Origin of the sequence: Bradyrhizobium sp. OK095 (assembly GCF_900109945.1) — a bacterium.
Classification (GTDB): domain Bacteria; phylum Pseudomonadota; class Alphaproteobacteria; order Rhizobiales; family Xanthobacteraceae; genus Bradyrhizobium.
The window spans coordinates 182,249-202,107 of record NZ_FOBX01000007.1; the positions used below are offsets into that span (position 1 = coordinate 182,249).

Here is a 19,859-nt window from a genome sequence, read left to right on the forward strand (position 1 = left end):
GCACTTAAGCGACCGGCGCATCGGGCGCAGGAGCTGCGTCCATGACCGGCTTGGAACGCCCCTTCCGGAAATAGATGGGCGCAAACGCTTCTTTCTGGTTCAGCTCGAGCTGACCTTCACGCACCAGTTCGAGCGCAGCAGCGAAGCTCGAGGCAAGCACCGTCGCGCGCTGCGTCGGATCGGCGACGTGCCGGAGCAGATAGTCGTCGAGAACGCCCCAGTCGTCCTGTTCGCTGATGCTGCCGACCAGCCGCTCAAGTGTGGCGCGCGCCTCGGCGAGCGACCACACCGTGCGCTTGGCCAGATGCACGCTCGCCAGCACGCGCGACTGGCGCTGCGAGGCATAGGCGGTGAGCAAATCGTACAGCGTCGCGGTGTATTTCGGATGCCTGATCTCGGCGATCTGCTCCGGCTCGCCGCGCGGAAAAATGTCGCGCAGCAATTGCTGCCGGTTCATCAGCCGGTTGGCGGCTTCGCGAATGGCCTCCAGCCGGCGCAGCCGGTTGGCGAGCGCGGTCGCCATTTCTTCGGCGCTCGGACCTTCCGCGCTCGGCGGCTCCGGCAGCAGCAGGCGCGACTTCAGGAAGGCGAGCCACGCCGCCATGACGAGGTAGTCGGCGGCAAGCTCCAGCCGGATCTTTCGCGCGGCTTCGATGAAGTGGAGATATTGGTCCGCCAGCGCCAGGATCGAGATCTTGGCGAGATCGACCTTCTGGTTGCGAGCAAGCGCGAGCAGCAGGTCGAGCGGGCCCTCATAGCCCTCGACGTCCACCACCAACGCCGGTTCATCCTCGGCGAGCTCTGCGGGCCGCCCGGTTTCGAACGATAGGATTTCTGCGGTCATGCGGATGCCGTGTTTGCCCGTGCGATCAATGCGTCCAGCTCAGTGCGTGCGGCCGCCCGGTCGAACGACTGCGGCGCCTTGCGTGCGGCGAGCGCGGCTCTCGCGCGCTCCAGCGCTCTGCCCGACAATTCAGGCGTCTGAGCGGCGACCTCTCGCATTTCCTCGATGTTGCCGTTGCAATGCAGGGCCATGTCGCAACCGGCCGCGAAGATGGCGCGGGACCGTTCGGCGATATTCCCCGACAGCGCGTTCATCGACACGTCATCACTCATTAACAAACCTTGGAACCCGATCACGCCGCGAATCACCTGAGCAATCATTGTCGCAGATGTCGTCGCCGGATGGGCGGGGTCGACCGCGCTAAACACAACATGTGCAGTCATGGCCATCGGCAGATCGGCCAGCGGCTTGAACGCAGCAAAGTCGGTTCGTTCGAGTTCGTCTCTGGGCGTATCGACGGTCGGCAGCTTGAAATGGGTGTCGACAGTGGCGCGACCATGGCCGGGAATGTGCTTGAGGACCGGTAGCACACCGCCCTGTTCCAGCCCCTCGGTGACCGCGCGAGCGATCGCTGCGACCTTGCCCGGTGAGGTGCCGTAGGCCCGGTTCCCGATGACGGCATTGGCGCCCGCCACCGGCACGTCAGCCAGCGGCAAGCAATCCACGGTAATGCCGAGATCGGTGAGATCGGCCGCGATCAACCGGGCGCTGAGGCGCGCTGCGGTGAGCCCGAGCGCCGAATCAGTGTCGTACAAGGTCGAGAACACGGCGCCCGGCGGATAGGCCGGCCAATGCGGCGGGCCCAGCCGCTGCACTCGTCCCCCCTCCTGGTCGATCAGGACGGGCGCATCGGGGCCCTCTGCAGCCGCCCGCAATTCCGCAACCAATGCAGCAACTTGAGCCGGGGTCGCGACATTGCGCTTGAACAGGATGAAGCCCCATGGGCGCTCACCGCGGATAAACTCCCGCTCGGCGGCGGTCAGTTCCGTTCCGGAAACGCCTGTTATGAAGGCCCGCGTGCTCATAACGGCCGATTAACCCTGCCCCGTCAGGGGGTCAAGGAATCGGCGGATAATACTACGGGATAAAGCACTGCCCGCCGGCGGCCATCAGCTCCTTACAGAACTGCGAGGCCTCCTGGCGCGTCCTGTAGGGGCCGACCAACGCACGGTACTTGACCTTGCCATCGGACAATTCGGTCCGCCTGATCACCGCCGAGCGTGAGCCCAGAACCGATTGATATTTGCCCTGCGTCACGCGGTACGATTCCCTGGCTGCGGCTTCGGTATCCTGAGACGAAACCGACACCATGACGCCTTGGGTCTCGGGAGCAGCGCTTGGCGCGATCTGGGTGGGATTGGTGGCAGCCATCCGCTGCGGCGGCTCCGCGGGCGATGCCTGCGGCGCCAGCGAGAGCGGCTGGTTGGCGCTGGCATTGGCCGAGGTCGGCGGCGTACGCGGCGCTGCGACCGGCTTCGGCGGAGCTGCCGGCTTGGCAGCCGATTGCGGCGTGGCGCTATCGGTCTGATCGCCCTTCACGGCGACAGTCCGGACCGGGCGCGGCGTGGTGGCCGGCATCGTGCCGTTGCTCGGGATCGGACCTGCGCTTGACGGCGGCAAATTGGACGGCGACACGCTCGCCACCGGCGGCGGGTTCGCATTCTGGTTCAGCGCCGGGAACACGACGCGGGGACCGCTCGCCCTGGCGTTGACGTCGACAGGCGCTTCCTCGCGCGGCACGATCTTCTCGGTGCCGTCGCCGGTGACCATGCGATCCGGCACCTTGGCCGAGGAATCCGTCGGCGCCGGCACGATCTTGGTCGGGGTATTGTCGGCCTTGATAATCGGCGGCTCGCCGCTGCGGGGCGAGCCCACATAGGTCTTGTAGGCGAAGGCAGCCCCCGTCCCGACCACCGCAAGCGCCAGGATCGCCGCGACCGTCATCATGCCGCCGCGCGACTTGTTCGGCTGGTCGAGATCGGCTTCGGGATAGTCGCTCTGGAACGCGTAAGGGTCATCAGGATAGGCGGGATCGCGCTGATAGTCCTGCTCGCCTGCCTCCAGCCGCCCATAGAGCGCATCGTCGTAGCGCTCCGGATCGGGCTGCGCATACGGCTCCTGATAGGCCTGGTCCTGATACGCCTGATCGGGCTGCTGATAAGCCTGATCCTGGTAGGCTTGAGCCTGGTAGGCGTGGTCCTGATAGGCCTGAGGCTGATGGAAATCGGGCTCGGGCGCGGTCGGCTGGGCGGAATAGCGATGCAATGGGTGAACCGGGTTGACTGAGACGGGATAGTCGGGCTCCGGCGCGGGGGCCGGCTGCGGCTGCACGTTGGCGCGCCGCATCCACGAGGGCGGACCGGGCGGAGGCGGCGAGGCATAGTCCTGCGGATCATCGTCCTGCGGATAGTCGTGATCCTGATAGCTCTCGGCGGGCGCTGCCGGCGGCTGCGCGCTCGGCTGTCCCTGCGCTGCGAATGGATCGGTCTGCCCGATCAGGCGGGCGAGTTCGGCCAAGGGATCGCCTTCCGCTTTCCCATGCTGGTCGACACCGCGACCATAGTCATCGGAGGGAAGCGGTCTGTCGTAATATCGATCGGCCATCGTGATGATGCGTCCCTTCGGGAAAACCGCGCGCCCCTCGACCAAGGCGCGGCTTTCGACCCACAAGGCTGTCAACCAAGTCTAAGCGATCCGGCTTCTGCCGGTTACCCCCAAAATTCCCCTTAAGTAGTTCGCCCCAAACTACCGCATCTCGTCCGGGGCATGGACGCCGAGGATGGCGAGGCCCGATGCCAGGACAGAGACGACGCCCTGGACCATGGCCAGTCGCGCCTTCGTTAGATCTGCATCATTATTGATAATGAAGCGTAAATAGGGCATATCGCGCCCCTTCGTCCAAAGTGCATGAAATTCGCTCGCTAAGTCATAGAGATAGAAGGCAATTCGGTGCGGTTCATGGGCACTGGCGGCCGCTTCCAGCATGCGCGGAAAAATTGCGAGGCGCTTGAGAAGATCAAGCTCCACCGGGTCCGACAGCCGCTCCACCGCCGACTCACTGAGCCATGCGATGCGCTTGCCGGCATCCTCGGGGAGCTCCGGGAACACCTCCGCCCGCGCGTTACGAAAGATCGAGTGGCCGCGGGCGTGGCCGTACTGGACGTAAAACACCGGATTGTCGCGCGACTGCTCCATGACCTTGGCGAGGTCGAAGTCGAGCACCGCATCGTTCTTGCGGTAGAGCATCATGAAGCGGACAGCGTCCTGGCCGACTTCATCCACCACCTCACGCAAGGTGACGAAGTCCCCGCTCCGCTTCGACATTTTCACCGGCTCGCCGTTGCGCAGCAACTTCACGAGCTGGACGATCTTGACGTCGAGCGCACCCTTGCCTGACGTGGTGGCCTTCACGGCCGCCTGCATGCGCTTGATGTAGCCGCCATGATCGGCGCCCCAGACGTCGATCATCTCCGCAAAACCACGGTCGAACTTGTTCTTGTGGTAGGCGATGTCGGAGGCGAAGTAGGTGTAGGAATTGTCCGACTTGATCAGCGGACGATCGACATCGTCGCCGTAAGCGGTCGCCTTGAACAGCAGCTGCTCGCGGTCTTCCCAATCCTCGACCGGTGCGCCCTTCGGCGGCGGCAGGCGGCCTTGGTAGATGTCGCCCTTGGCCTGCAGGAAATCGATGGTCTCGGCAACCTTGTTGTTGCCGCTCTCGATCAGCGAGCGCTCGGAGAAAAACACGTCGTGGCGGATGTTGAGGGCGGCGAGATCACCCTTGATCTCGTCCATCATCATCGCGATCGCCTTGGCGCGCACCGTCGGCAGCCACGCAGGCTCGCTCATCGCGAGCAGCTTGTCGCCGTGCTCTTTCGCAAGTGCTGCACCGACCGGCTTGAGATAGTCGCCGGGATAGAGCCCTTCCGGGATCGCGCCGATGTCCTCGCCGAGTGCCTCGCGATACCTGAGGAAGGCAGAACGCGCGAGTACGTCGACCTGCGCGCCGGCATCGTTGATGTAGTATTCGCGGGTGACGTCGTGGCCGCCGAACTCAAGCAGGCTCGCCAGCGCGTCGCCGAACACGGCGCCGCGGCAATGGCCAACATGCATCGGCCCGGTCGGATTGGCCGAGACGTATTCGACATTGACCTTGGAGCCGCCGCGGACGCGGCCGTAATCGGCCCCCTCGCGCAGCACTGTCCGCAGCGCCTCGGCCCAGGCGGCCGGCTGCAGCGTCAAATTGATGAAGCCGGGTCCGGCGATATCGACCTTGGTGATCAGCGCGTCAGCCCGCAGCCGCTCGGCGATCTGCTCGGCGAGATCGCGCGGCTTCGCCTTTGCCTCTTTCGCAAGCACCATGGCGGCGTTGGTCGCCATGTCGCCATGGGAGGGATCGCGCGGCGGCTCGACCACCACGCGGGAGAAATCGATGCCCTCGGGCCAGTTGGCGTCCGCCGCGAGCGCGCGGCAGACGGCGTGCACGCGTGCGAGCACGTCGGCGAACAAATGCGGTGCTGAGGATGTGTCGGGCATGGTCGCCGCCTAACGCAAATCCGGGGTCGAGTCAAAGAGCCGCTGGTGCTCGGTCAGGGCGAAACGGTCGGTCATTCCGGCAATGAAATTGCCGATCCGCCGGGCCCGGTCGCCCTCATGATCCGCCTCCGCCCCCAGCAGCCATTCCGGCGGCAGCTGGTCCGGCGATTTCAGGTATTTTGCAAACAAGTCGAACAGGATCTGCTCCGCCTCCCCCATCACCCGCATCACCCGCTTGTGGCGGTACATGTGCTGGTAGAGGAAGCGCTTGATGGCGGCCTCCTCCTCGGCGACTTCAGGCGGGAACGCGATCAGCGCCCGGCTCTGCTGGCGGACGTCCTGGGCCGATTGCGGTTTCACGGCGGCGAGGTTCCTCTCGGCTTCCGTAAACACCGCGCCGATCAGATGCGAGATCAGCTCGCGCACCAGCTCAGCACCGCGCCTGAAATCTTCGAGGTCAGGATAATGCGCCGAGGTCTCGGCGATGATTTCGGCGGTGAGCGACATCACCTTGAGGTCGTCGAGATGGAACAGGCCGGCCCGCAGGCCATCATCGATGTCGTGGGCGTCATAGGCGATGTCGTCGGCGATCGCGGCGACTTGCGCCTCAAGCGAGGCAAAACTCCACAATTCGAGATCGTAGGTCTTGATGTAGTCGGCGATCCCGACGGGAATGCCGTGTTCGCGATAGCGCCCGACCGGCGCGCCGCTGCGATCGGTCAGCGGGCCGTTGTGCTTGACGATGCCTTCCAGCGACTCCCAGGTCAGGTTCAGCCCGTCGAACTCGGGATAGCGGTGCTCCAGCGAGGCCACGACGCGAAGCGTCTGGGCGTTGTGGTCGAAACCGCCAAATTCCCTAAGGCAGGCATCCAGCGCCCGCTCGCCGGCGTGCCCGAACGGCGGATGGCCGAGATCATGGGCGAGCGCGAGGGTTTCGGTGAGATCCTCGTCCAGCCCAAGCTGCCGGGCCAGCGCGCGGGCGATCTGCGCCACCTCCAGCGAATGGGTCAGCCGGGTGCGGTAGTGGTCGCCCTCATGGAACACGAACACCTGGGTCTTGTACTTGAGGCGGCGGAACGCGGTGGAATGGATCACCCGGTCGCAATCCCGCCGGAACGGGCTCCGGGTCCGGCTCGGCGGCTCCGCGACCAGCCGGCCGCGGCTGCGGTCGGGATCGCAGGCAAAGGGCGCGCGGGGGGCTGCCATTCCGACGGACACGGCGAATTTAGTCCCTATCCATTTGATTCTGCGTATGGTGGCACTTAACTATGCCGGACGCGCGATACCAAATGAATTGGGCAGGTGAATTGACCACGTGAACCTGACAAGTGAATTTGGTATGACCGCGGGACTATCGGAGACGAGCCATGACGACTGACGTGACGACGACTGACGTGACCATCAGTGACCGCGCCGCGCGCCGGATTGGGGAGATCCTCAAGGGCGAAGGCACCGGCGCGATGTTGCGCATCTCGGTCGAGGGCGGCGGTTGCTCCGGCTTCCAGTACAAGTTCGACATCGACCGCGACCGCACCGACGACGATCTCGTGATCGAGCAGGAGAGCGCGGTGGTGCTGGTCGATTCCGCCTCGCAACCGTTTTTGGCGGGCTCGCAAGTCGATTTCGTCGACGACCTGATCGGCGCCTCGTTCCGCGTCAACAATCCGAACGCGACGGCGTCCTGCGGCTGCGGGACCAGCTTCTCGATCTAACGCACTTACGCGCCGGTGATCAGCCTTTCCTCGTCCGTCCACTCGACCTCGACCGGCATCAGTCCTGGCTGCAGCGGCGCGCCTTCTGATGCCAAATGGCCATCCAGCGCGCGCAGCAGGGCTGCCGTCAGCGCGGGCTTGCGCAGCGGCTTCGCGAGAAAGTCTGACATCCCCGCCTCGCGGCAAATCTTGACGTCTTCGGGGAAGGCGTTGGCGGTCAACGCGATGATCGGCAGGGCCTCGAAGCGCCCACCCTGCGCGCGGATCGCCCGGGTCGCGGCAAGGCCGTCCATGTCGGGCATGCGCACGTCCATCAAGACGACATCGTAATCGCCTTCGGCAACCGCCTCGACGGCCTGGACGCCGTCGGTGACGACACGCAGCTCGACGTCGAAGGCACCGAGCATCTTGCTGACGACCATGCGGTTGACGGCATCGTCCTCGGCGACCAGCACCTTCAGCGGCCGATCAAGCTCGGCGATCCGCTCCTTCAGCTCGTCTGCTTCATCGCGGGCCGCCGCCTGATCGGAGGCCTGCGCCTGGCTCCAGGGCAGCACCAGCGTGAAGCGGAAGGTCGAACCTTCGCCCGGTGTCGAGGTAACGCCGATGGTGCCGCCCATCTGCTCGATGATGCGCCGGGAGATCGCAAGTCCAAGCCCGGTGCCGCCGAAGCGGCGGCTGATCGAGGCATCGGCCTGGGCGAAGTCGCTGAAGAGCTGCCCGACCTTGTCGGGGGCGATGCCGATGCCGCTGTCGGTCACGGTCCATTCGACGGTCGCGAGCAGATCGCGGCGCGCCTGACAGGTCGCCGCTATCGTCACCTCGCCGGCATCGGTGAACTTCACCGCGTTGGAAGCGAGGTTGAGCAGGACCTGGCGGATGCGCGCGACGTCGCCGCGCAGCGTCGGCGGCAGATTCGGGTCGAGCACGACATTGACCGCAAGCCCCTTGCTCCTGGCCCCTGCCCGCACGACGGTCGCGACCGTTTCGACCAGCGTCTGCGGGGCGAAGTCGACCGCCTCGAACGTGAAGCGGCCGGCCTCGAGCTTGGAGAGGTCGAGGATGTCGTTGAGAATGCGCTGGAGGTTGTCGCCGGACTCGCGGATCGTGGTGACGGCCTCGCGCTGCTCCGGATCGAGTTCGGTTTCGAGCAGCATGCTGGCAAGGCCGAGCACGCCGTTCATGGGCGTGCGGATCTCGTGGCTCATCACCGCGAGGAAATTCGACTTGGCGCGGCTCTCTGCCTCGGCCTTTTCCGCGCGCCAGCGCTCGGTGACGTCGCGGCCGAAGCCGCGATAGCCGAGGAACTGGCCGTCACCGTCGTAGGCCGGCTTCGCCGTGAACGACCACAGCCGCGCCTCGCCGCCGGCGACGACCCTGAGGTTCATTTCGTGCAGCGGCTCGGCGTGCTCCATCAGGCCGACGATGTTGTAGGCGGCGCTCTTGTCATCGGGACACAGCATGTCGAGCACGTCGGCGAAGTGCGTTCCTTTCAGCAGTGGCAGCGGAAGCTGCGCGACGTCGGCGAAGCGCTGGGGCACGTCGACCAGATGCCCCTCGGCATCGGTCTGCCATAGCCAGTCGCTGGCGTTCTCCTGAAAATCCTTCAGCAGCAGCGAGATGATCTCGGTCTGTCGTTCGAGCTCGAGCTGGGCCTTGAGATTGCCGAGAAACAGATTGCCTTGCGAGACGATGTTGCGCGCCATGAAGAATGCGAACAGCATCAGGAACATCGCTGTCACCAGATACGGCCCGGTGCCGCACAGCAGCAGCGCGCCGGCGCAGCCGACCGTCATAGTGGCGAGATAGACGAGACCGGCGCGCGGGAAGGTCGAGAGCGTGAAGGCGCCTCCCGACATCATGCCGACCATCAGACAGGCCAGGATGAGCTGGCTGGTCGGCTCGATGCGGCTGAACAGAGCCAGCGGCAGCGTGCCCCAGATCGCGGCGAGGAAGAATGCCTGCCGCAGCATATGCCGGGCGGCGCGGGGCGAGGCCTCCTGCGGCGGGTTCCGGTACGAGCGCCGCCACGCCCGCACTGCGAGCGAGGCGGTGGCGGCAAGCGTCATGCCCCAGATCGCGAGGAAGTCGTTCCAGCCCTTACCCCAGAACAGGATCAGCACGATGGCGACGTTGAGCAGGGTGACGGCCATCGTCACCGGAACCAGCCGTGTCACCGCGTCGATCTGCTTGGCGCGAATCCGGCGCATCTCGCGCTCGCTGAGATCGGCGGTCAGGCCGTCCTCGATCTCGAAGCCGCCGAGCCAGTATAGGAACGCCCCGATCAGGCCGTCGCGCGGCTCGCCTTGCTTCATGGATTTGTCCGGCCATCCCATTCGAAAAACCTTTTCGGTATCAATGGCCCGCGGCCTGCTTAAGCCCGGTTAATTTTGTGGGAGATTTCGCGGCGTCCTTGACGGGCACGTTTGCAGTTTGTTCTAACCATCGCCCCTGCCCGGAGCCCACCGACATGACCATCAGAGTAGCCACCTGGAACGTGAACTCGGTCCGGCAGCGGATCGATCTCCTGCTGACCTGGCTCAGGGAGTGCCAGCCGGACATCGTCTGCCTCCAGGAGATCAAATGCGTCGACGAGGCGTTCCCGCGGCTGGAGATCGAGGCGCTCGGCTACAACGTGGTCACCCACGGGCAGAAGACCTTCAACGGCGTCGCCCTGCTGTCCAAGCTCAAATTCGACGAGACCAAGTCGGGGCTCGCCGGCGACGACGAGGATGCCCATGCGCGCTTCCTCGAGGGCGTGGTGACGCTCAAGTCCGGCGTGCTGCGCATCGCCTGCCTTTACCTCCCCAACGGAAATCCGGTCGGGACCGAGAAATATCCCTACAAGCTCAAATGGATGTCGCGGCTTCTTGAGTATTCGAAGGAGCGTCTTAAGACCGAGGAGCCGCTGATCCTCGCAGGCGACTTCAACGTCATCCCGCACGCCCGCGACGTCCACAATCCCGCCGCCTGGACCGAGGATGCCCTGTTCAAGCCCGAGACGCGGGAGAGCTTTCAGTCCTTGCTGGGCCTCGGGCTGACCGACGCCCTGCGGGCGGTCACCGACGAGCCGGGGCTCTACACCTTCTGGGACTACCAGGCTGGCGCCTGGCAGAAGAACCACGGGATTCGGATCGACCATCTGCTGCTGTCGCCGCAGGCCAGCGATAAGCTCGCCAATGTCGGCATCGACAGCTATGTGCGGGCCTGGGAGAAGCCGTCGGACCACGTGCCGGTGTGGGCGGATCTGGATCTCGAGGCGGCGTAAGGCCGCCTCTCCGGGTTACTCGCGGCGGGCTTCTTACTCGCGGCGGCCCTGCACCCACTGTTCCAGCATTTGCAGGCACATGGCGCGGTCGTCGTCGGAGGCCTTGGAGAAGGCGCGGTTGTAGCTTTCCTTGATCCAGGTCTCGTCGCTGCCGGCGCTGTCACGCGCCAGGGTCAGCCACATCAGGCCGCGCGCGGCCTGCCGCGGCAGGCGGTCGCCGGTGAACAGCATCTGGCCGAGCAGCGCCTGGGCCTCATGCTGGCCCTTCTGGGCCGCAAGGCCGAGCCAGCGCGCGCCATAGCGGAAATCCTCGCGCGAGGCGTCCGGCGTCTTCAGGTACAGCCGCGCGAGATCGTACTGCGCATCCGCATTGCCGAAATAGGAGGCCGCGTAGGAGAACATCTCCCGCGCCCGGTCCTGGTCCGGCTTGATCTTCGAGTTCGGAATGCCGGCCAGATAGTAGCGGCCGAGCGCGACGAAGGCGTTGGCCACGACCTGCGCCTGAGGCGCCGACGGGCTGTCATCGGCATGCGCGTTGGCGATCCGGTTGAAATAGTCGAACGCGCGCAGATCGTCCTGGGCGACGCCGTCGCCATTGGCATACATGCGGCCGAGCTTGAACTGGGCGCCGGGATGGCCGCCCTCGGCGGCATATTGCAGGGCGCTGAGCGAGGTGTCTTGGGTCGCTGCCGGCACCTTGCTGCGCACGGTCCCCGCAGCGCCCGGCAAGGTCGTCACGACAGGGATGGTGGCGTCCTTGTTGTTGGCCGGCGAGCCATCGAAGGCGAACGCCGGAGCGGCCAGCGCACTGGCCCCCAACACAAACGCAACTATTGCACGCCTAGATGTCCGCATAGCACTGTTTCTCGTGCGCGCCGCCCGGATGGGTCACTGCCCCCCCGACTGCTGGTCCAACCTGCTGAGCATATTTCCAGAGCGCGCCCGTCGTGTGGTTAGTCGCGCGAGCGGTCCATTTGGTCTTGCGCTGGGCAAGCTCCTGGTCGCTCAATTTTACGTTAAGGATCCCGTTGTCCGCGTCGATCTCGATGATGTCGCCGTCCTCGAGCAGCCCGATCGGGCCGCCGATGGCGGCTTCCGGCCCGACATGGCCGATGCAGAAGCCGCGGGTGGCGCCGGAGAAGCGACCGTCGGTGATGAGCGCGATCTTGCCGCCCATGCCCTGGCCGGTCAGCGCCGCGGTGGTCTGGAGCATTTCCCGCATGCCGGGACCGCCCTTGGGGCCCTCGTAGCGGATCACGATGACTTCGCCTTCTTTGTAGGTCCGCTTCTGGACCGCCTCGAACGCGTCTTCCTCCCGGTCGAAGCATCGCGCCGGACCGGTAAACTTGAGGTTGGACATGCCCGCGACTTTCACGATCGCACCTTCTGGCGCCAAATTGCCCTTCAGACCGACCACACCGCCCGTGACGGTGATCGGCTTGTCTGCCGGGTGCACCACATCCTGGTGCGGATTCCATTTCACGCTTTTGAGGTTTTCGGCGATCGTTCGACCGGTGACCGTAATGCAGTCGCCGTGGAGAAATCCGTTGTCGAGCAGCGTCTTCATCAGAAGCGGTATGCCACCTACTTCAAACATGTCTTTGGCGACATAACGGCCACCCGGCTTCAAATCCGCGACATAAGGTGTCTTTTTGAAGATTTCGGCCACATCAAACAGGTCGAACTTGATGCCGCACTCATGCGCGATCGCAGGCAGGTGCAGTGCAGCATTGGTCGAGCCACCAGACGCTGCGACGACGGCGGCGGCGTTCTCAAGCGCCTTGAGCGTGACGATGTCGCGCGGCCGGATGTTGGACGCAATCAGCTCCATCACCTTCTCGCCCGCGGTCGTGCAGAAGGCGTCGCGAATTTCATAGGGTGCCGGAGCACCGGCCGAGTAAGGCAGAGCGAGGCCAATGGCTTCCGAGACGGTCGCCATGGTGTTGGCGGTGAACTGCGCGCCGCACGCGCCCGCCGAGGGGCACGCCACGCGCTCGATTTCGTCGAGATCCTCGTCCGACATGGCACCGACCGAGTGCTTGCCGACGGCTTCGAACATGTCCTGCACGGTGACCTGCTGCCCGCGGAAATTGCCGGGCAGGATCGAGCCGCCGTAAATGAAGATCGAGGGAACGTTGAGGCGGACCATCGCCATCATCATGCCCGGCAGCGACTTGTCGCAGCCGGCAAGCCCGACCAGGGCGTCATAGGCATGACCGCGGACGGTCAGCTCGACCGAGTCGGCGATGCATTCACGCGACGGCAGCGAGGAGCGCATGCCGTCATGGCCCATGGCGATGCCGTCGGTGACGGTGATGGTGCAGAATTCACGGGGGGTGCCGCCGGCCGACGCGACGCCCTTCTTCACCGCCTGCGCCTGGCGCATCAGCGAGATGTTGCAGGGAGCGGCCTCGTTCCAGCACGAGGCGACGCCGACGAAAGGCTGGTGGATCTGCTCGGTGGTCAGACCCATGGCGTAGAAATAGGACCGATGGGGCGCGCGCGTGGGGCCCTCCGTCACGTGACGGCTCGGCAGCCTCTGCTTGATGTTGGTCTTCGCGTCCATCGCGACCAGTTTCCTTGGCGAACCCTTGTCAGACCCGGAACATCACACCCAAGATTTGAATCGACCTTGGGATTTCCCGTCGCCTGCAAAGGGCAACCACAGCCCTAGAACATTAGAGTGATTTTATTCATGTTCGGGTGTGGCCAAAAAGCGGCGTTGATGCGAACGACCAGTGATGAGGGTTAAATCCGCTGTGAGTGTTGCGAAGACAGCACAATCGTTACCGGGAAGACACGGGCGTGGCTACCGCGATACCTTCGTAGAGATGACGATCCACAACCCAGGATTTTGCGAAGGATGCCATGCGCCTTGTTGGCCCGCGACAACGGGCGCACGCAAGTGAGTCGTCCCTCTCTCCACGTCGTCCGGGCTACGTGCCCCCGCGACCCGGCTGTAGGATCACACAGTCCGGCGCTGCACTTCCGCAGCATGTCGTCTCGCAGCCGCTGACCAGCGCGGCCACTGTCGTCTCCAGCGCACGAAGCTCTGCGATCTTCCTCCTGATCGAGCCGAGGTGCTTCTCAGCAAAACTCTTCGTGTCGTTACACGGCAGCCGTTGCTGCACCGAGGCGAGGATGTCGCGCGTCTCATCGATCGAGAAGTCGAGCTCGCGGCAGTGTCTGACGAGATTGAGCGCCTTGAGGGCTTGGCTGCCATAGATGCGCTGGCCGCCCTGGCGCGCCGGTGGCGCGAGAAGACCGATGCTCTCGTAGTAACGGACGGTGGGGACCGACACGCCGGCCGCTTTGGCGAGGACGCCAATTCTCATGCAAGCTCTCACTTTTCGCTTGAACCTCAAGTGGCTTGAGGCCGTAGCGATCTGATCCATGACGCACAAGCTCGAGGAGAATCACATGAGCGTTATTGGACCGTCCTGCAACCTCCCCTCCGAAACGTCGCCCGGTTGCGGCTGCGCGGCGAAGACCGAGCCGGGCGGCGGCAAGGCCGCGGGCACGGCGGTTGCGACTGCGGTTGTCGCTGCAGCCTGCACGGTATGCTGCGTGCTGCCCTTCACATTGCCTGCTGTGGTGCTCGCCAGCGCGGGAAGTGTGATCGCCGTGCTCGACCATGCACACGGGTTGATGACGAAATTGTCGATCGCCGTGGTGCTCTGCGCCTGGGGCTGGATCGTGTGGCGATCGCGAACGACGGGCTTGAAAATTCGATCCACGGTACTTGCCGCGATGTGCGCGGCGACCGCGCTGACCGCGACGGCCGCGCTGTGGCCGGTGATGGAGTCCAGCGTCTTCCACGCCGTCGGCGCCGTCAAGAAGCCGAAGCCGCCAGCGAGCTGATGGACGCTCTCGCAATCTTCGGGCTGCTGTCGGTCAGCGCGATGCTGCTGTTCTACGCACTCGAGCCGCGCGGGCCGCATTATGTGCTGGCCTTCGCGGCGGCGTGCGCGCTCAGCGGGATTTACGGCTTTCTCCAGGGCGCGTGGCCGTTCGGATTTGTCGAGACGGTGTGGACGGCGGTCGCCTTCCGCAGGTGGGCGAAAATCCGGTCATCACCATGACCGGACCTTGGAGTCTTGCTTATGCGTTCCGCATCGCGCGCCCGAACGGATCGACGAGCCGCACAATCTCGCAGACAGCGACGAGGCCGGCGAGCCAGACGGCGCTGGTCAGCCCAATGCGTGTGACGATAGCCGCAGTGAAGGCGCCCTCTCCGCCAAGGAACGGCGTCGCGGCGAGCAGCGCGAGCTCATAGACCGCGTAGGCGGCGACAAACGCGATCGCCAGCATCAGCGGCGTGCGGCCCTGCGGCAGCATGCGGAGGATGGTCGACGCTGCGGCGGTCGCAAGAAGTGCCGCAGCGCCAATGACAAAACCCCAGGCGATGGTGCTGCCGTCGACGGGATAGTGCAGCACGCCAAAACCAATGCTCTGGTTCACGAGCCAGGCGCCGGCGACGACGAGCAGCGCCGGGCGCAGCGGCAGCATCGCGGCCGCAACGACGGCGAACGCAGCAAACGGCGTCGCACAGGCAAGCGCAAAACTCGCGAGTGCGCACGACACCGTCAGCAGCGCAAAGCAGAACATCGGCGCTAGGCGCGGCGCGACAGGATGAAGGCGGAAACGGTCGCTACGAGGCGAAAGCATGTCGGCAGTCATCGATAATCTCCCGACCGCCATCCTAGCACATGGAGACAAGGGCCTCGACATGATTTGTATACGAGGAGTGACCCGGGCTTGGCGGAAATGCACTGGGATAGGCCCGGTTCCAAATCGGGGTCGCGGAGCCCTACGTCCGTCCTCGCGGGCGCTGGGCCTGCGCCCAGGCCATGCTGACGTCGCGCGGCGGGACCTCCAGGCGCCGGATCGGTGTTAGCTCGCCAGAGGCCGAGACGATCGCGGTCTCCTCGCGGCGGCAGCGCGGACATACGAAACGAACCTCGTGCGGAGACGCCGACCAACTCGAACGCTTCACATTGGCCGCCATCGGCCAGGCCTCGCAATGCGAGCATGACACCAGAAAGCGACCGGGATCGAGCATACCCATTCCATCGGACTCCGCGTCCTGCCCGCCACTGCAATGATTATCCTATGTGAATCGTTCCGGTCGCTGGACACGGTCGGTCGTCTGGCTCGAGAGGTTCCCCGATCGCGGCCACATCCGCGCCAGCGTGCCGTCGCGCATCACGACAGCGTGCCAGAGCGTCGCCGCGATGTGCAGCGCCACGGCGGCGTAGACGAACCAAGCCAGCATATCGTGCGAGACCTCGCCGGCATGTGCAATCACGGGATTGTCGGCGACCAGCCGCGGCCAGCTGAATATCCAAAAGTACTTCAGCGAATAGCCGCCTGCCGAGGAGAACGCATAGCCGGTGAGCGGCATCGCAAACAGGATGGCATAGAGCGCCACATGATTGAGCCGCGCCGCAAGCAGCACCAGAAATCCGAACGACGACGGTTCGGGCGGCGCCTTCGTCGCCAGGCGCACCATCAGCCGCAGCACCGACAGGAACAACAGCGTCATGCCGAGCGATTTGTGAACCTCGAGCAGTTCGCGCCGCGGCGAAGTGCCGGGCGGCTGGAGGCCGCAATAGAGGCCGATCAGCATGGCTGCGATGAAGAGCACCGCGGTTGCCCAGTGAATCCTGCGGAGCAGCGGTAGATAGGCCGTCGTCGCGTCCACCGGCATCAGGCTTCATCGGCGACGGTGTCGCCTTCCGCCAGGCCCCAGGACGCGGCGCTGTCGATCTCAAAGCTTGCGAATTTCACAGGATGGCCCCTCGCTCCGGCCAACCCATATCAGGTCGCGTTGGCCGGGACGATGCCCGCAGGAGATGGCGCGGTTGCGAACTTTGCAACGATGCTGGCAAACCGCCCGATCACGCCCTCAGTGCGCGCCCTTAAGGGTGCAGGCGGTGCTGCAGGTCACGGTGTTGCCGTTGCCACACGACTTGCAGGCGGCCACGCACTGGTTCATGTCGCGGGGATTGTAGGCGCTGTAATTCCGCGCCAGGCAGGCTGCGGTGGAGCCCGTGATGTCCTGCTCCTGGTTACAGGCCGCCGTCATGAGCGCGAGGATGAGGACCGCAACGACACGCATGGGATCGCCCTGCAAAAGCCACCGTCAAAGCGACGTTCTCAAGGGCAAGTTGCGCTGCAACGAACCCCGGCATTCCCATCGCGAGGAACGACGCCACATGGCATGCCTCGCATCCAGATCAAGGATGAGCGCCAAACGTTAAAAACGGCTTTCAGGCGCGCGGCCCTGCGATGGTTCCGCGCATCATGCAGCGGTTTGCATGTCCGAGGCTTACGTCACGCCTCAAGCAGCGGCCTTTAAGCTACAGCTTTGGTCGCAACAGCGCGCCGCGTCTCGTTCGCCAGCTCGTAATAGTGCTCGGCGAGCTTGAGATAGAATTCGCGCCTGGTGCTGTCGGTGGCGAGCTTGGTGATCAACTCGCATTCGGCGGTGAGCGTCTCGAACCGTTCCAGCCTGTCCTCAAGTTCTGTCATCGGCGTGTCCCCATCAAACGCCTCAAGGACACGTAACCTAAGCCCGGGAAATAGGTCACGGCGAACATCGTTATGGAGTAGAATCTTTTTTGGTCGGAAAGACACACTCGTTGCGCGCGTTGCTCTGTCGGGCCGGTAGGATATTGACGCGCCTCCCGCCGGATGCCAATTTCGTGAACGGTAGTGCCCGCAAGGGCTCTCCAAGGGAATGCGGTGCGTCCGTCCCGGCGGACAATTCCGCGGCTGCCCCCGCAACTGTAGGCGGATAGCCGACGACCAAATAAACCACTGGAGCCCCGCTTGGGCCTCTGGGAAGGTGGTCGAAGGCGATGACCCGCGAGCCAGGAAACCTGCTGCCAGCCATGAGTCACGCGCGAACGCATTGGGCGGGGTGCCCCGGTGTCGGAAGAGTAGCCGGTGCATCTGCCGCCAGGGGCGAAGGCAGTCTGCTAAGGCAACCGCGGTGACGGTTTGTTTGCGTCGCCGCAGAGCGTTGTCGTGCAGAATTTTCATTTCGGGTCCGGCATTGCGCCGGAAGCTTCGCGTGTTCGTATCGGCATCTCACAGGGACTAGCGGGCCAATTTCGGCGCACCAGGCCTGCCCTGCTCGCCTTGCTGCTCTCGACATCCCTGTCCTCCGTGGCGATGGCGCAGACCGCGGTTCGCGGCGCCTCGCAGGAAGTTGGCCCTGTGATCGTTTCACCGCCCGCGCCAAGACCGGCTCGTGCCGCCAGATCCGACAATCAGCGGCCAGCGACGGCACGCCGCGCCGCGGGACGCAATCGTCCCGTTCCAGCCGTCGTCGCGCCCCGACCGTCGAATACCCCGGTGCAGACACCGCTCAACACGGCCGTCGTGACCGACGTCGGCTCCCGGCTTGGCATCACAGCGCGGGAAACGCCGGCGACCGTCGAGGTCATCGGCCAGCAGACGATGCAGGATCTGGGCATCAGGACGACGACCGATGTCGCCAAGGCCGCCGTCGGCGTGACCGGCGGCGATGCACCCGGCGCGCCCGCGATCTTCTCGATGCGCGGCTTTTCCGGCGACCAGCTCACCACGCTTTACAACGGCATCCCGATTGGTCCGTCCACCATGACCGGCCGTCCAATGGACACCGCCAATTTGCAGCAGGTCGAGATCATCAAGGGACCGGACTCGCTGGTGGCGGGCCTGGGCGCGACCGGCGGCGCCGTCAACTACGTCACCAAGGCGCCGCACACCGGGCCTGTTATCAACGAGGCCTTCACGTCCTACGATTCTTTCCACGGCTACCGCGCCGGTTACGGATCGGGCGGCAGCACGCTGATTGGCGGACTCGACTACCGCTTCGATATCAGCCATTCCAACGACAAGAGCTTCATCGACGACACCTATTCGAAGCTCAGCAACGTCTCGGGACAATTGAACTACCGCGTCAACGACAGCCTGAAGATCTGGGGCGCGGCCGAATACAAGCAGGACAAGGACCGCTTCTACTGGGGCACGCCGCTGGTGCCCGCGAACGCGCCCGGCATCGTGCCCACGAACGGCATCGTCTCGGGCCAGTGGACCAACTACTATCTCAACGGCCACAGCGGGACGCTCAACCCGGTCACGATCGACGCGCGCACGCTGACCACCAGCTACAACGTGCTCGACAATCATAGCGGCGCCAGCGAGCTGTGGCTGCGCAGCGGTTTTCAGTGGGACATCACCAACAACATCTCATTGAAGAGCCAGGTCTACGGCTATGATGCGCACCGGCACTGGTTCAACAACGAGATCTCCTCATTCGACGATTCCGGGCCGAACAACGTCTATCGCGAGCGGCTGGCGCTGGACCACGCCCAGCGGCTTTACGGCAACATCACCGACCTCGCCGTCAACTCCAACCTCGGCGGCATGGACAACCGCTTCGTCGCCACGGTCATGGCGAGCAGCTCGCAGTTCAACGTCTCGCAGGACACGCTGTTCTTCTCGGACACGGTCGACCTGGTCAATCCGGACCGCGGCCTCTACGGCCCGCGCAGCGACGAAAAGATCTATACGCACCTGAACACGACCTCGCTGTCGTTCGAGGACCGGCTCAAGCTGACCTCGACCTTTGCGCTAATCGGCGGCATCCGGTTCGAGGACATCGAGCTGTCACGGACGCGCTTCTCGCCGGACGGCGCGCTGCGCACGGACCGCGGCTACCCGTTCTCGAAGACGTTCAACCCCGTCACGGGCCGTGTTGGATACACTTGGGAGATCACCCCGGGCGTCATGCTCTACAGCCAGTATGCGACAGCGGCGGATCCAACGGTCGCCAACATCTTCATCCTCGCGCCGCAGGTGCCGCTGCTGCTGACGACATCGCGGACCTACGAAACAGGCGTGAAGCTGCAATCGGCTGACAAACGCGCCGAGGCGACATTTTCGGCCTTCGACATCGAGCGCAAGAACGTCTACGTCCCCGAGAGCGGCATCGTCTTCAACGTCGCCGGCAAGATGGCGTCGAAGGGTGTCGAGATCGCCGCCGCGGTCAACCCGGTCGCCGGCCTGAAGGTTTGGGGCAACGTCGCCTTCGTGCAGTCGCGCTTCATCGACTTCAGCTATGTCGACGGCGGCGGCGTGCTCCAGTCCTATTCAGGCAAGACGCCGCCCAACGTCCCGAACTTTATCGCCAATGCCGGCGCGTCCTATCGCTTCGACACCAAACTGCCGGTGGAGATCGGCGGCCTCGTTCGCCACGTCGGCGACCGCTTCAACTTCCAGGACAATCTGGTCACCATGAACGCCTACACGATCTTCGACGCCTTCGCGTTCGTCGATATCCCGAAGGCGTATTTCCCCGGCGTCGACCAGACCCGGATCAGCTTTCGCGTGAAAAATCTGACGAACAAGCTCTACGCGGCCTGGGGCGATCCTGGTTACACCGACCAGATCATCCTCGGCGCACCGCGCAGCTATGAGATGGCCGCGTCGTTCAAATGGTGAGGCG

Annotated in this window: 19 protein-coding genes and 1 riboswitch; of the genes, 5 read left to right on the plus strand and 14 right to left on the minus strand. The window is 64.6% G+C overall.

Annotated features, from left to right (window positions below):
* Window positions 1-4 precede the first annotated feature (4 nt).
* The 5 genes from BMW89_RS19860 to BMW89_RS19880 form a co-directional block, all read right to left on the minus strand.
* Entirely contained in the window at window positions 5-844 is an 840-nt protein-coding gene (locus BMW89_RS19860; protein ID WP_092028687.1) for a segregation and condensation protein A, read from the minus strand.
* On the minus strand, window positions 841-1,869 hold the full coding sequence (gene nagZ, locus BMW89_RS19865) for a beta-N-acetylhexosaminidase (protein ID WP_092028688.1): 1,029 nt from the start codon (window positions 1,867-1,869) through the stop codon (window positions 841-843). The genes BMW89_RS19860 and nagZ overlap by 4 nt, the downstream gene beginning before the upstream one ends.
* Window positions 1,870-1,921: 52 nt before the next feature.
* The gene (locus BMW89_RS19870) at window positions 1,922-3,448 is read right to left on the minus strand and encodes an SPOR domain-containing protein (RefSeq protein WP_092028922.1); all 1,527 of its coding nucleotides are present in this window, start codon (window positions 3,446-3,448) and stop codon (window positions 1,922-1,924) included.
* Window positions 3,449-3,589: 141 nt separating this feature from the next.
* Window positions 3,590-5,380, minus strand: coding sequence for an arginine--tRNA ligase (gene argS / locus BMW89_RS19875; protein WP_092028689.1), 1,791 nt, complete (start codon window positions 5,378-5,380; stop codon window positions 3,590-3,592).
* A 9-nt stretch (window positions 5,381-5,389) separates the two neighbouring features.
* Complete coding sequence (locus BMW89_RS19880; protein WP_244547635.1) at window positions 5,390-6,586, minus strand: deoxyguanosinetriphosphate triphosphohydrolase; 1,197 nt, start codon at window positions 6,584-6,586, stop codon at window positions 5,390-5,392.
* Window positions 6,587-6,747: 161 nt separating this feature from the next.
* Between BMW89_RS19880 and erpA the strand changes: the two genes are divergently transcribed.
* Entirely contained in the window at window positions 6,748-7,092 is a 345-nt protein-coding gene (gene erpA, locus BMW89_RS19885; RefSeq protein ID WP_092028691.1) for an iron-sulfur cluster insertion protein ErpA, read from the plus strand.
* Window positions 7,093-7,097: 5 nt separating this feature from the next.
* Here the strand turns inward: erpA and BMW89_RS19890 are convergent, their stop codons facing one another.
* Entirely contained in the window at window positions 7,098-9,428 is a 2,331-nt protein-coding gene (locus BMW89_RS19890; protein WP_092028692.1) for an ATP-binding protein, read from the minus strand.
* Window positions 9,429-9,562: 134 nt separating this feature from the next.
* Here BMW89_RS19890 and xth point away from each other — a divergent pair, with 134 nt between their 5' ends.
* Complete coding sequence (gene xth, locus BMW89_RS19895; protein ID WP_092028693.1) at window positions 9,563-10,360, plus strand: exodeoxyribonuclease III; 798 nt, start codon at window positions 9,563-9,565, stop codon at window positions 10,358-10,360.
* Between the two features lie 33 nt (window positions 10,361-10,393).
* On the opposite strand, the gene BMW89_RS19900 is transcribed toward xth, so the two are convergent.
* The 3 genes from BMW89_RS19900 to BMW89_RS19910 all read right to left on the minus strand — a co-directional run bounded on the left by BMW89_RS19900 (window position 10,394) and on the right by BMW89_RS19910 (window position 13,695).
* A complete protein-coding gene (locus BMW89_RS19900) occupies window positions 10,394-11,215 on the minus strand; it encodes a tetratricopeptide repeat protein (RefSeq protein ID WP_092028694.1) in 822 nt (273 codons plus the stop codon).
* The gene (gene ilvD / locus BMW89_RS19905; RefSeq protein WP_092028695.1) at window positions 11,202-12,926 is read right to left on the minus strand and encodes a dihydroxy-acid dehydratase; all 1,725 of its coding nucleotides are present in this window, start codon (window positions 12,924-12,926) and stop codon (window positions 11,202-11,204) included. Before ilvD ends, BMW89_RS19900 begins: the two co-directional genes overlap by 14 nt.
* A 370-nt stretch (window positions 12,927-13,296) precedes the next feature.
* On the minus strand, window positions 13,297-13,695 hold the full coding sequence (locus BMW89_RS19910) for a MerR family transcriptional regulator (protein ID WP_177196181.1): 399 nt from the start codon (window positions 13,693-13,695) through the stop codon (window positions 13,297-13,299).
* A gap of 85 nt (window positions 13,696-13,780) precedes the next feature.
* On the opposite strand from BMW89_RS19910, the gene BMW89_RS19915 reads away from it, so the two are divergent.
* Together BMW89_RS19915 and BMW89_RS19920 are read left to right on the plus strand one after the other, a co-directional pair.
* On the plus strand, window positions 13,781-14,221 hold the full coding sequence (locus BMW89_RS19915) for a hypothetical protein (RefSeq protein ID WP_143062799.1): 441 nt from the start codon (window positions 13,781-13,783) through the stop codon (window positions 14,219-14,221).
* Complete coding sequence (locus BMW89_RS19920; protein WP_092028698.1) at window positions 14,221-14,442, plus strand: hypothetical protein; 222 nt, start codon at window positions 14,221-14,223, stop codon at window positions 14,440-14,442. The genes BMW89_RS19915 and BMW89_RS19920 overlap by 1 nt, the downstream gene beginning before the upstream one ends.
* A gap of 19 nt (window positions 14,443-14,461) precedes the next feature.
* Here BMW89_RS19920 and BMW89_RS19925 read toward each other — a convergent pair whose 3' ends face one another.
* From BMW89_RS19925 to BMW89_RS37980, 5 genes are all read right to left on the minus strand, one after another.
* The gene (locus BMW89_RS19925) at window positions 14,462-15,040 is read right to left on the minus strand and encodes a hypothetical protein (RefSeq protein ID WP_092028699.1); all 579 of its coding nucleotides are present in this window, start codon (window positions 15,038-15,040) and stop codon (window positions 14,462-14,464) included.
* 130 nt (window positions 15,041-15,170) lie between these two features.
* On the minus strand, window positions 15,171-15,428 hold the full coding sequence (locus tag BMW89_RS37975; protein WP_177196182.1) for a hypothetical protein: 258 nt from the start codon (window positions 15,426-15,428) through the stop codon (window positions 15,171-15,173).
* Between the two features lie 42 nt (window positions 15,429-15,470).
* Window positions 15,471-16,070, minus strand: coding sequence for a cytochrome b (locus tag BMW89_RS19935; RefSeq protein WP_092028700.1), 600 nt, complete (start codon window positions 16,068-16,070; stop codon window positions 15,471-15,473).
* A 198-nt stretch (window positions 16,071-16,268) separates the two neighbouring features.
* Window positions 16,269-16,481, minus strand: coding sequence for a hypothetical protein (locus tag BMW89_RS19940; protein WP_092028701.1), 213 nt, complete (start codon window positions 16,479-16,481; stop codon window positions 16,269-16,271).
* 236 nt (window positions 16,482-16,717) lie between these two features.
* On the minus strand, window positions 16,718-16,894 hold the full coding sequence (locus BMW89_RS37980) for a hypothetical protein (RefSeq protein WP_177196183.1): 177 nt from the start codon (window positions 16,892-16,894) through the stop codon (window positions 16,718-16,720).
* 164 nt (window positions 16,895-17,058) lie between these two features.
* A riboswitch (cobalamin riboswitch) is annotated at window positions 17,059-17,266 on the plus strand.
* 273 nt (window positions 17,267-17,539) lie between these two features.
* On the opposite strand from BMW89_RS37980, the gene BMW89_RS19945 reads away from it, so the two are divergent.
* Entirely contained in the window at window positions 17,540-19,855 is a 2,316-nt protein-coding gene (locus BMW89_RS19945) for a TonB-dependent receptor (RefSeq protein WP_502686399.1), read from the plus strand.
* Window positions 19,856-19,859 lie beyond the last annotated feature (4 nt).

Excerpts from the sequence above, each read along its gene's own strand:
- BMW89_RS19860 (WP_092028687.1), bottom strand. The coding sequence starts at position 844 with ATGACCGCAGAAATCCTATCGTTCGAAACCGGGCGGCCCGCAGAGCTC.
- nagZ (WP_092028688.1), bottom strand. The coding sequence starts at position 1,869 with ATGAGCACGCGGGCCTTCATAACAGGCGTTTCCGGAACGGAACTGACC.
- BMW89_RS19870 (WP_092028922.1), bottom strand. The coding sequence starts at position 3,448 with ATGGCCGATCGATATTACGACAGACCGCTTCCCTCCGATGACTATGGT.
- argS (WP_092028689.1), bottom strand. The coding sequence starts at position 5,380 with ATGCCCGACACATCCTCAGCACCGCATTTGTTCGCCGACGTGCTCGCA.
- BMW89_RS19880 (WP_244547635.1), bottom strand. The coding sequence starts at position 6,586 with ATGGCAGCCCCCCGCGCGCCCTTTGCCTGCGATCCCGACCGCAGCCGC.
- erpA (WP_092028691.1), top strand. The coding sequence starts at position 6,748 with ATGACGACTGACGTGACGACGACTGACGTGACCATCAGTGACCGCGCC.
- BMW89_RS19890 (WP_092028692.1), bottom strand. The coding sequence starts at position 9,428 with ATGGGATGGCCGGACAAATCCATGAAGCAAGGCGAGCCGCGCGACGGC.
- xth (WP_092028693.1), top strand. The coding sequence starts at position 9,563 with ATGACCATCAGAGTAGCCACCTGGAACGTGAACTCGGTCCGGCAGCGG.
- BMW89_RS19900 (WP_092028694.1), bottom strand. The coding sequence starts at position 11,215 with ATGCGGACATCTAGGCGTGCAATAGTTGCGTTTGTGTTGGGGGCCAGT.
- ilvD (WP_092028695.1), bottom strand. The coding sequence starts at position 12,926 with ATGGACGCGAAGACCAACATCAAGCAGAGGCTGCCGAGCCGTCACGTG.
- BMW89_RS19910 (WP_177196181.1), bottom strand. The coding sequence starts at position 13,695 with ATGAGAATTGGCGTCCTCGCCAAAGCGGCCGGCGTGTCGGTCCCCACC.
- BMW89_RS19915 (WP_143062799.1), top strand. The coding sequence starts at position 13,781 with ATGAGCGTTATTGGACCGTCCTGCAACCTCCCCTCCGAAACGTCGCCC.
- BMW89_RS19920 (WP_092028698.1), top strand. The coding sequence starts at position 14,221 with ATGGACGCTCTCGCAATCTTCGGGCTGCTGTCGGTCAGCGCGATGCTG.
- BMW89_RS19925 (WP_092028699.1), bottom strand. The coding sequence starts at position 15,040 with ATGACTGCCGACATGCTTTCGCCTCGTAGCGACCGTTTCCGCCTTCAT.
- BMW89_RS37975 (WP_177196182.1), bottom strand. The coding sequence starts at position 15,428 with ATGGGTATGCTCGATCCCGGTCGCTTTCTGGTGTCATGCTCGCATTGC.
- BMW89_RS19935 (WP_092028700.1), bottom strand. The coding sequence starts at position 16,070 with ATGCCGGTGGACGCGACGACGGCCTATCTACCGCTGCTCCGCAGGATT.
- BMW89_RS19940 (WP_092028701.1), bottom strand. The coding sequence starts at position 16,481 with ATGCGTGTCGTTGCGGTCCTCATCCTCGCGCTCATGACGGCGGCCTGT.
- BMW89_RS37980 (WP_177196183.1), bottom strand. The coding sequence starts at position 16,894 with ATGACAGAACTTGAGGACAGGCTGGAACGGTTCGAGACGCTCACCGCC.
- BMW89_RS19945 (WP_502686399.1), top strand. The coding sequence starts at position 17,540 with ATGGCGCAGACCGCGGTTCGCGGCGCCTCGCAGGAAGTTGGCCCTGTG.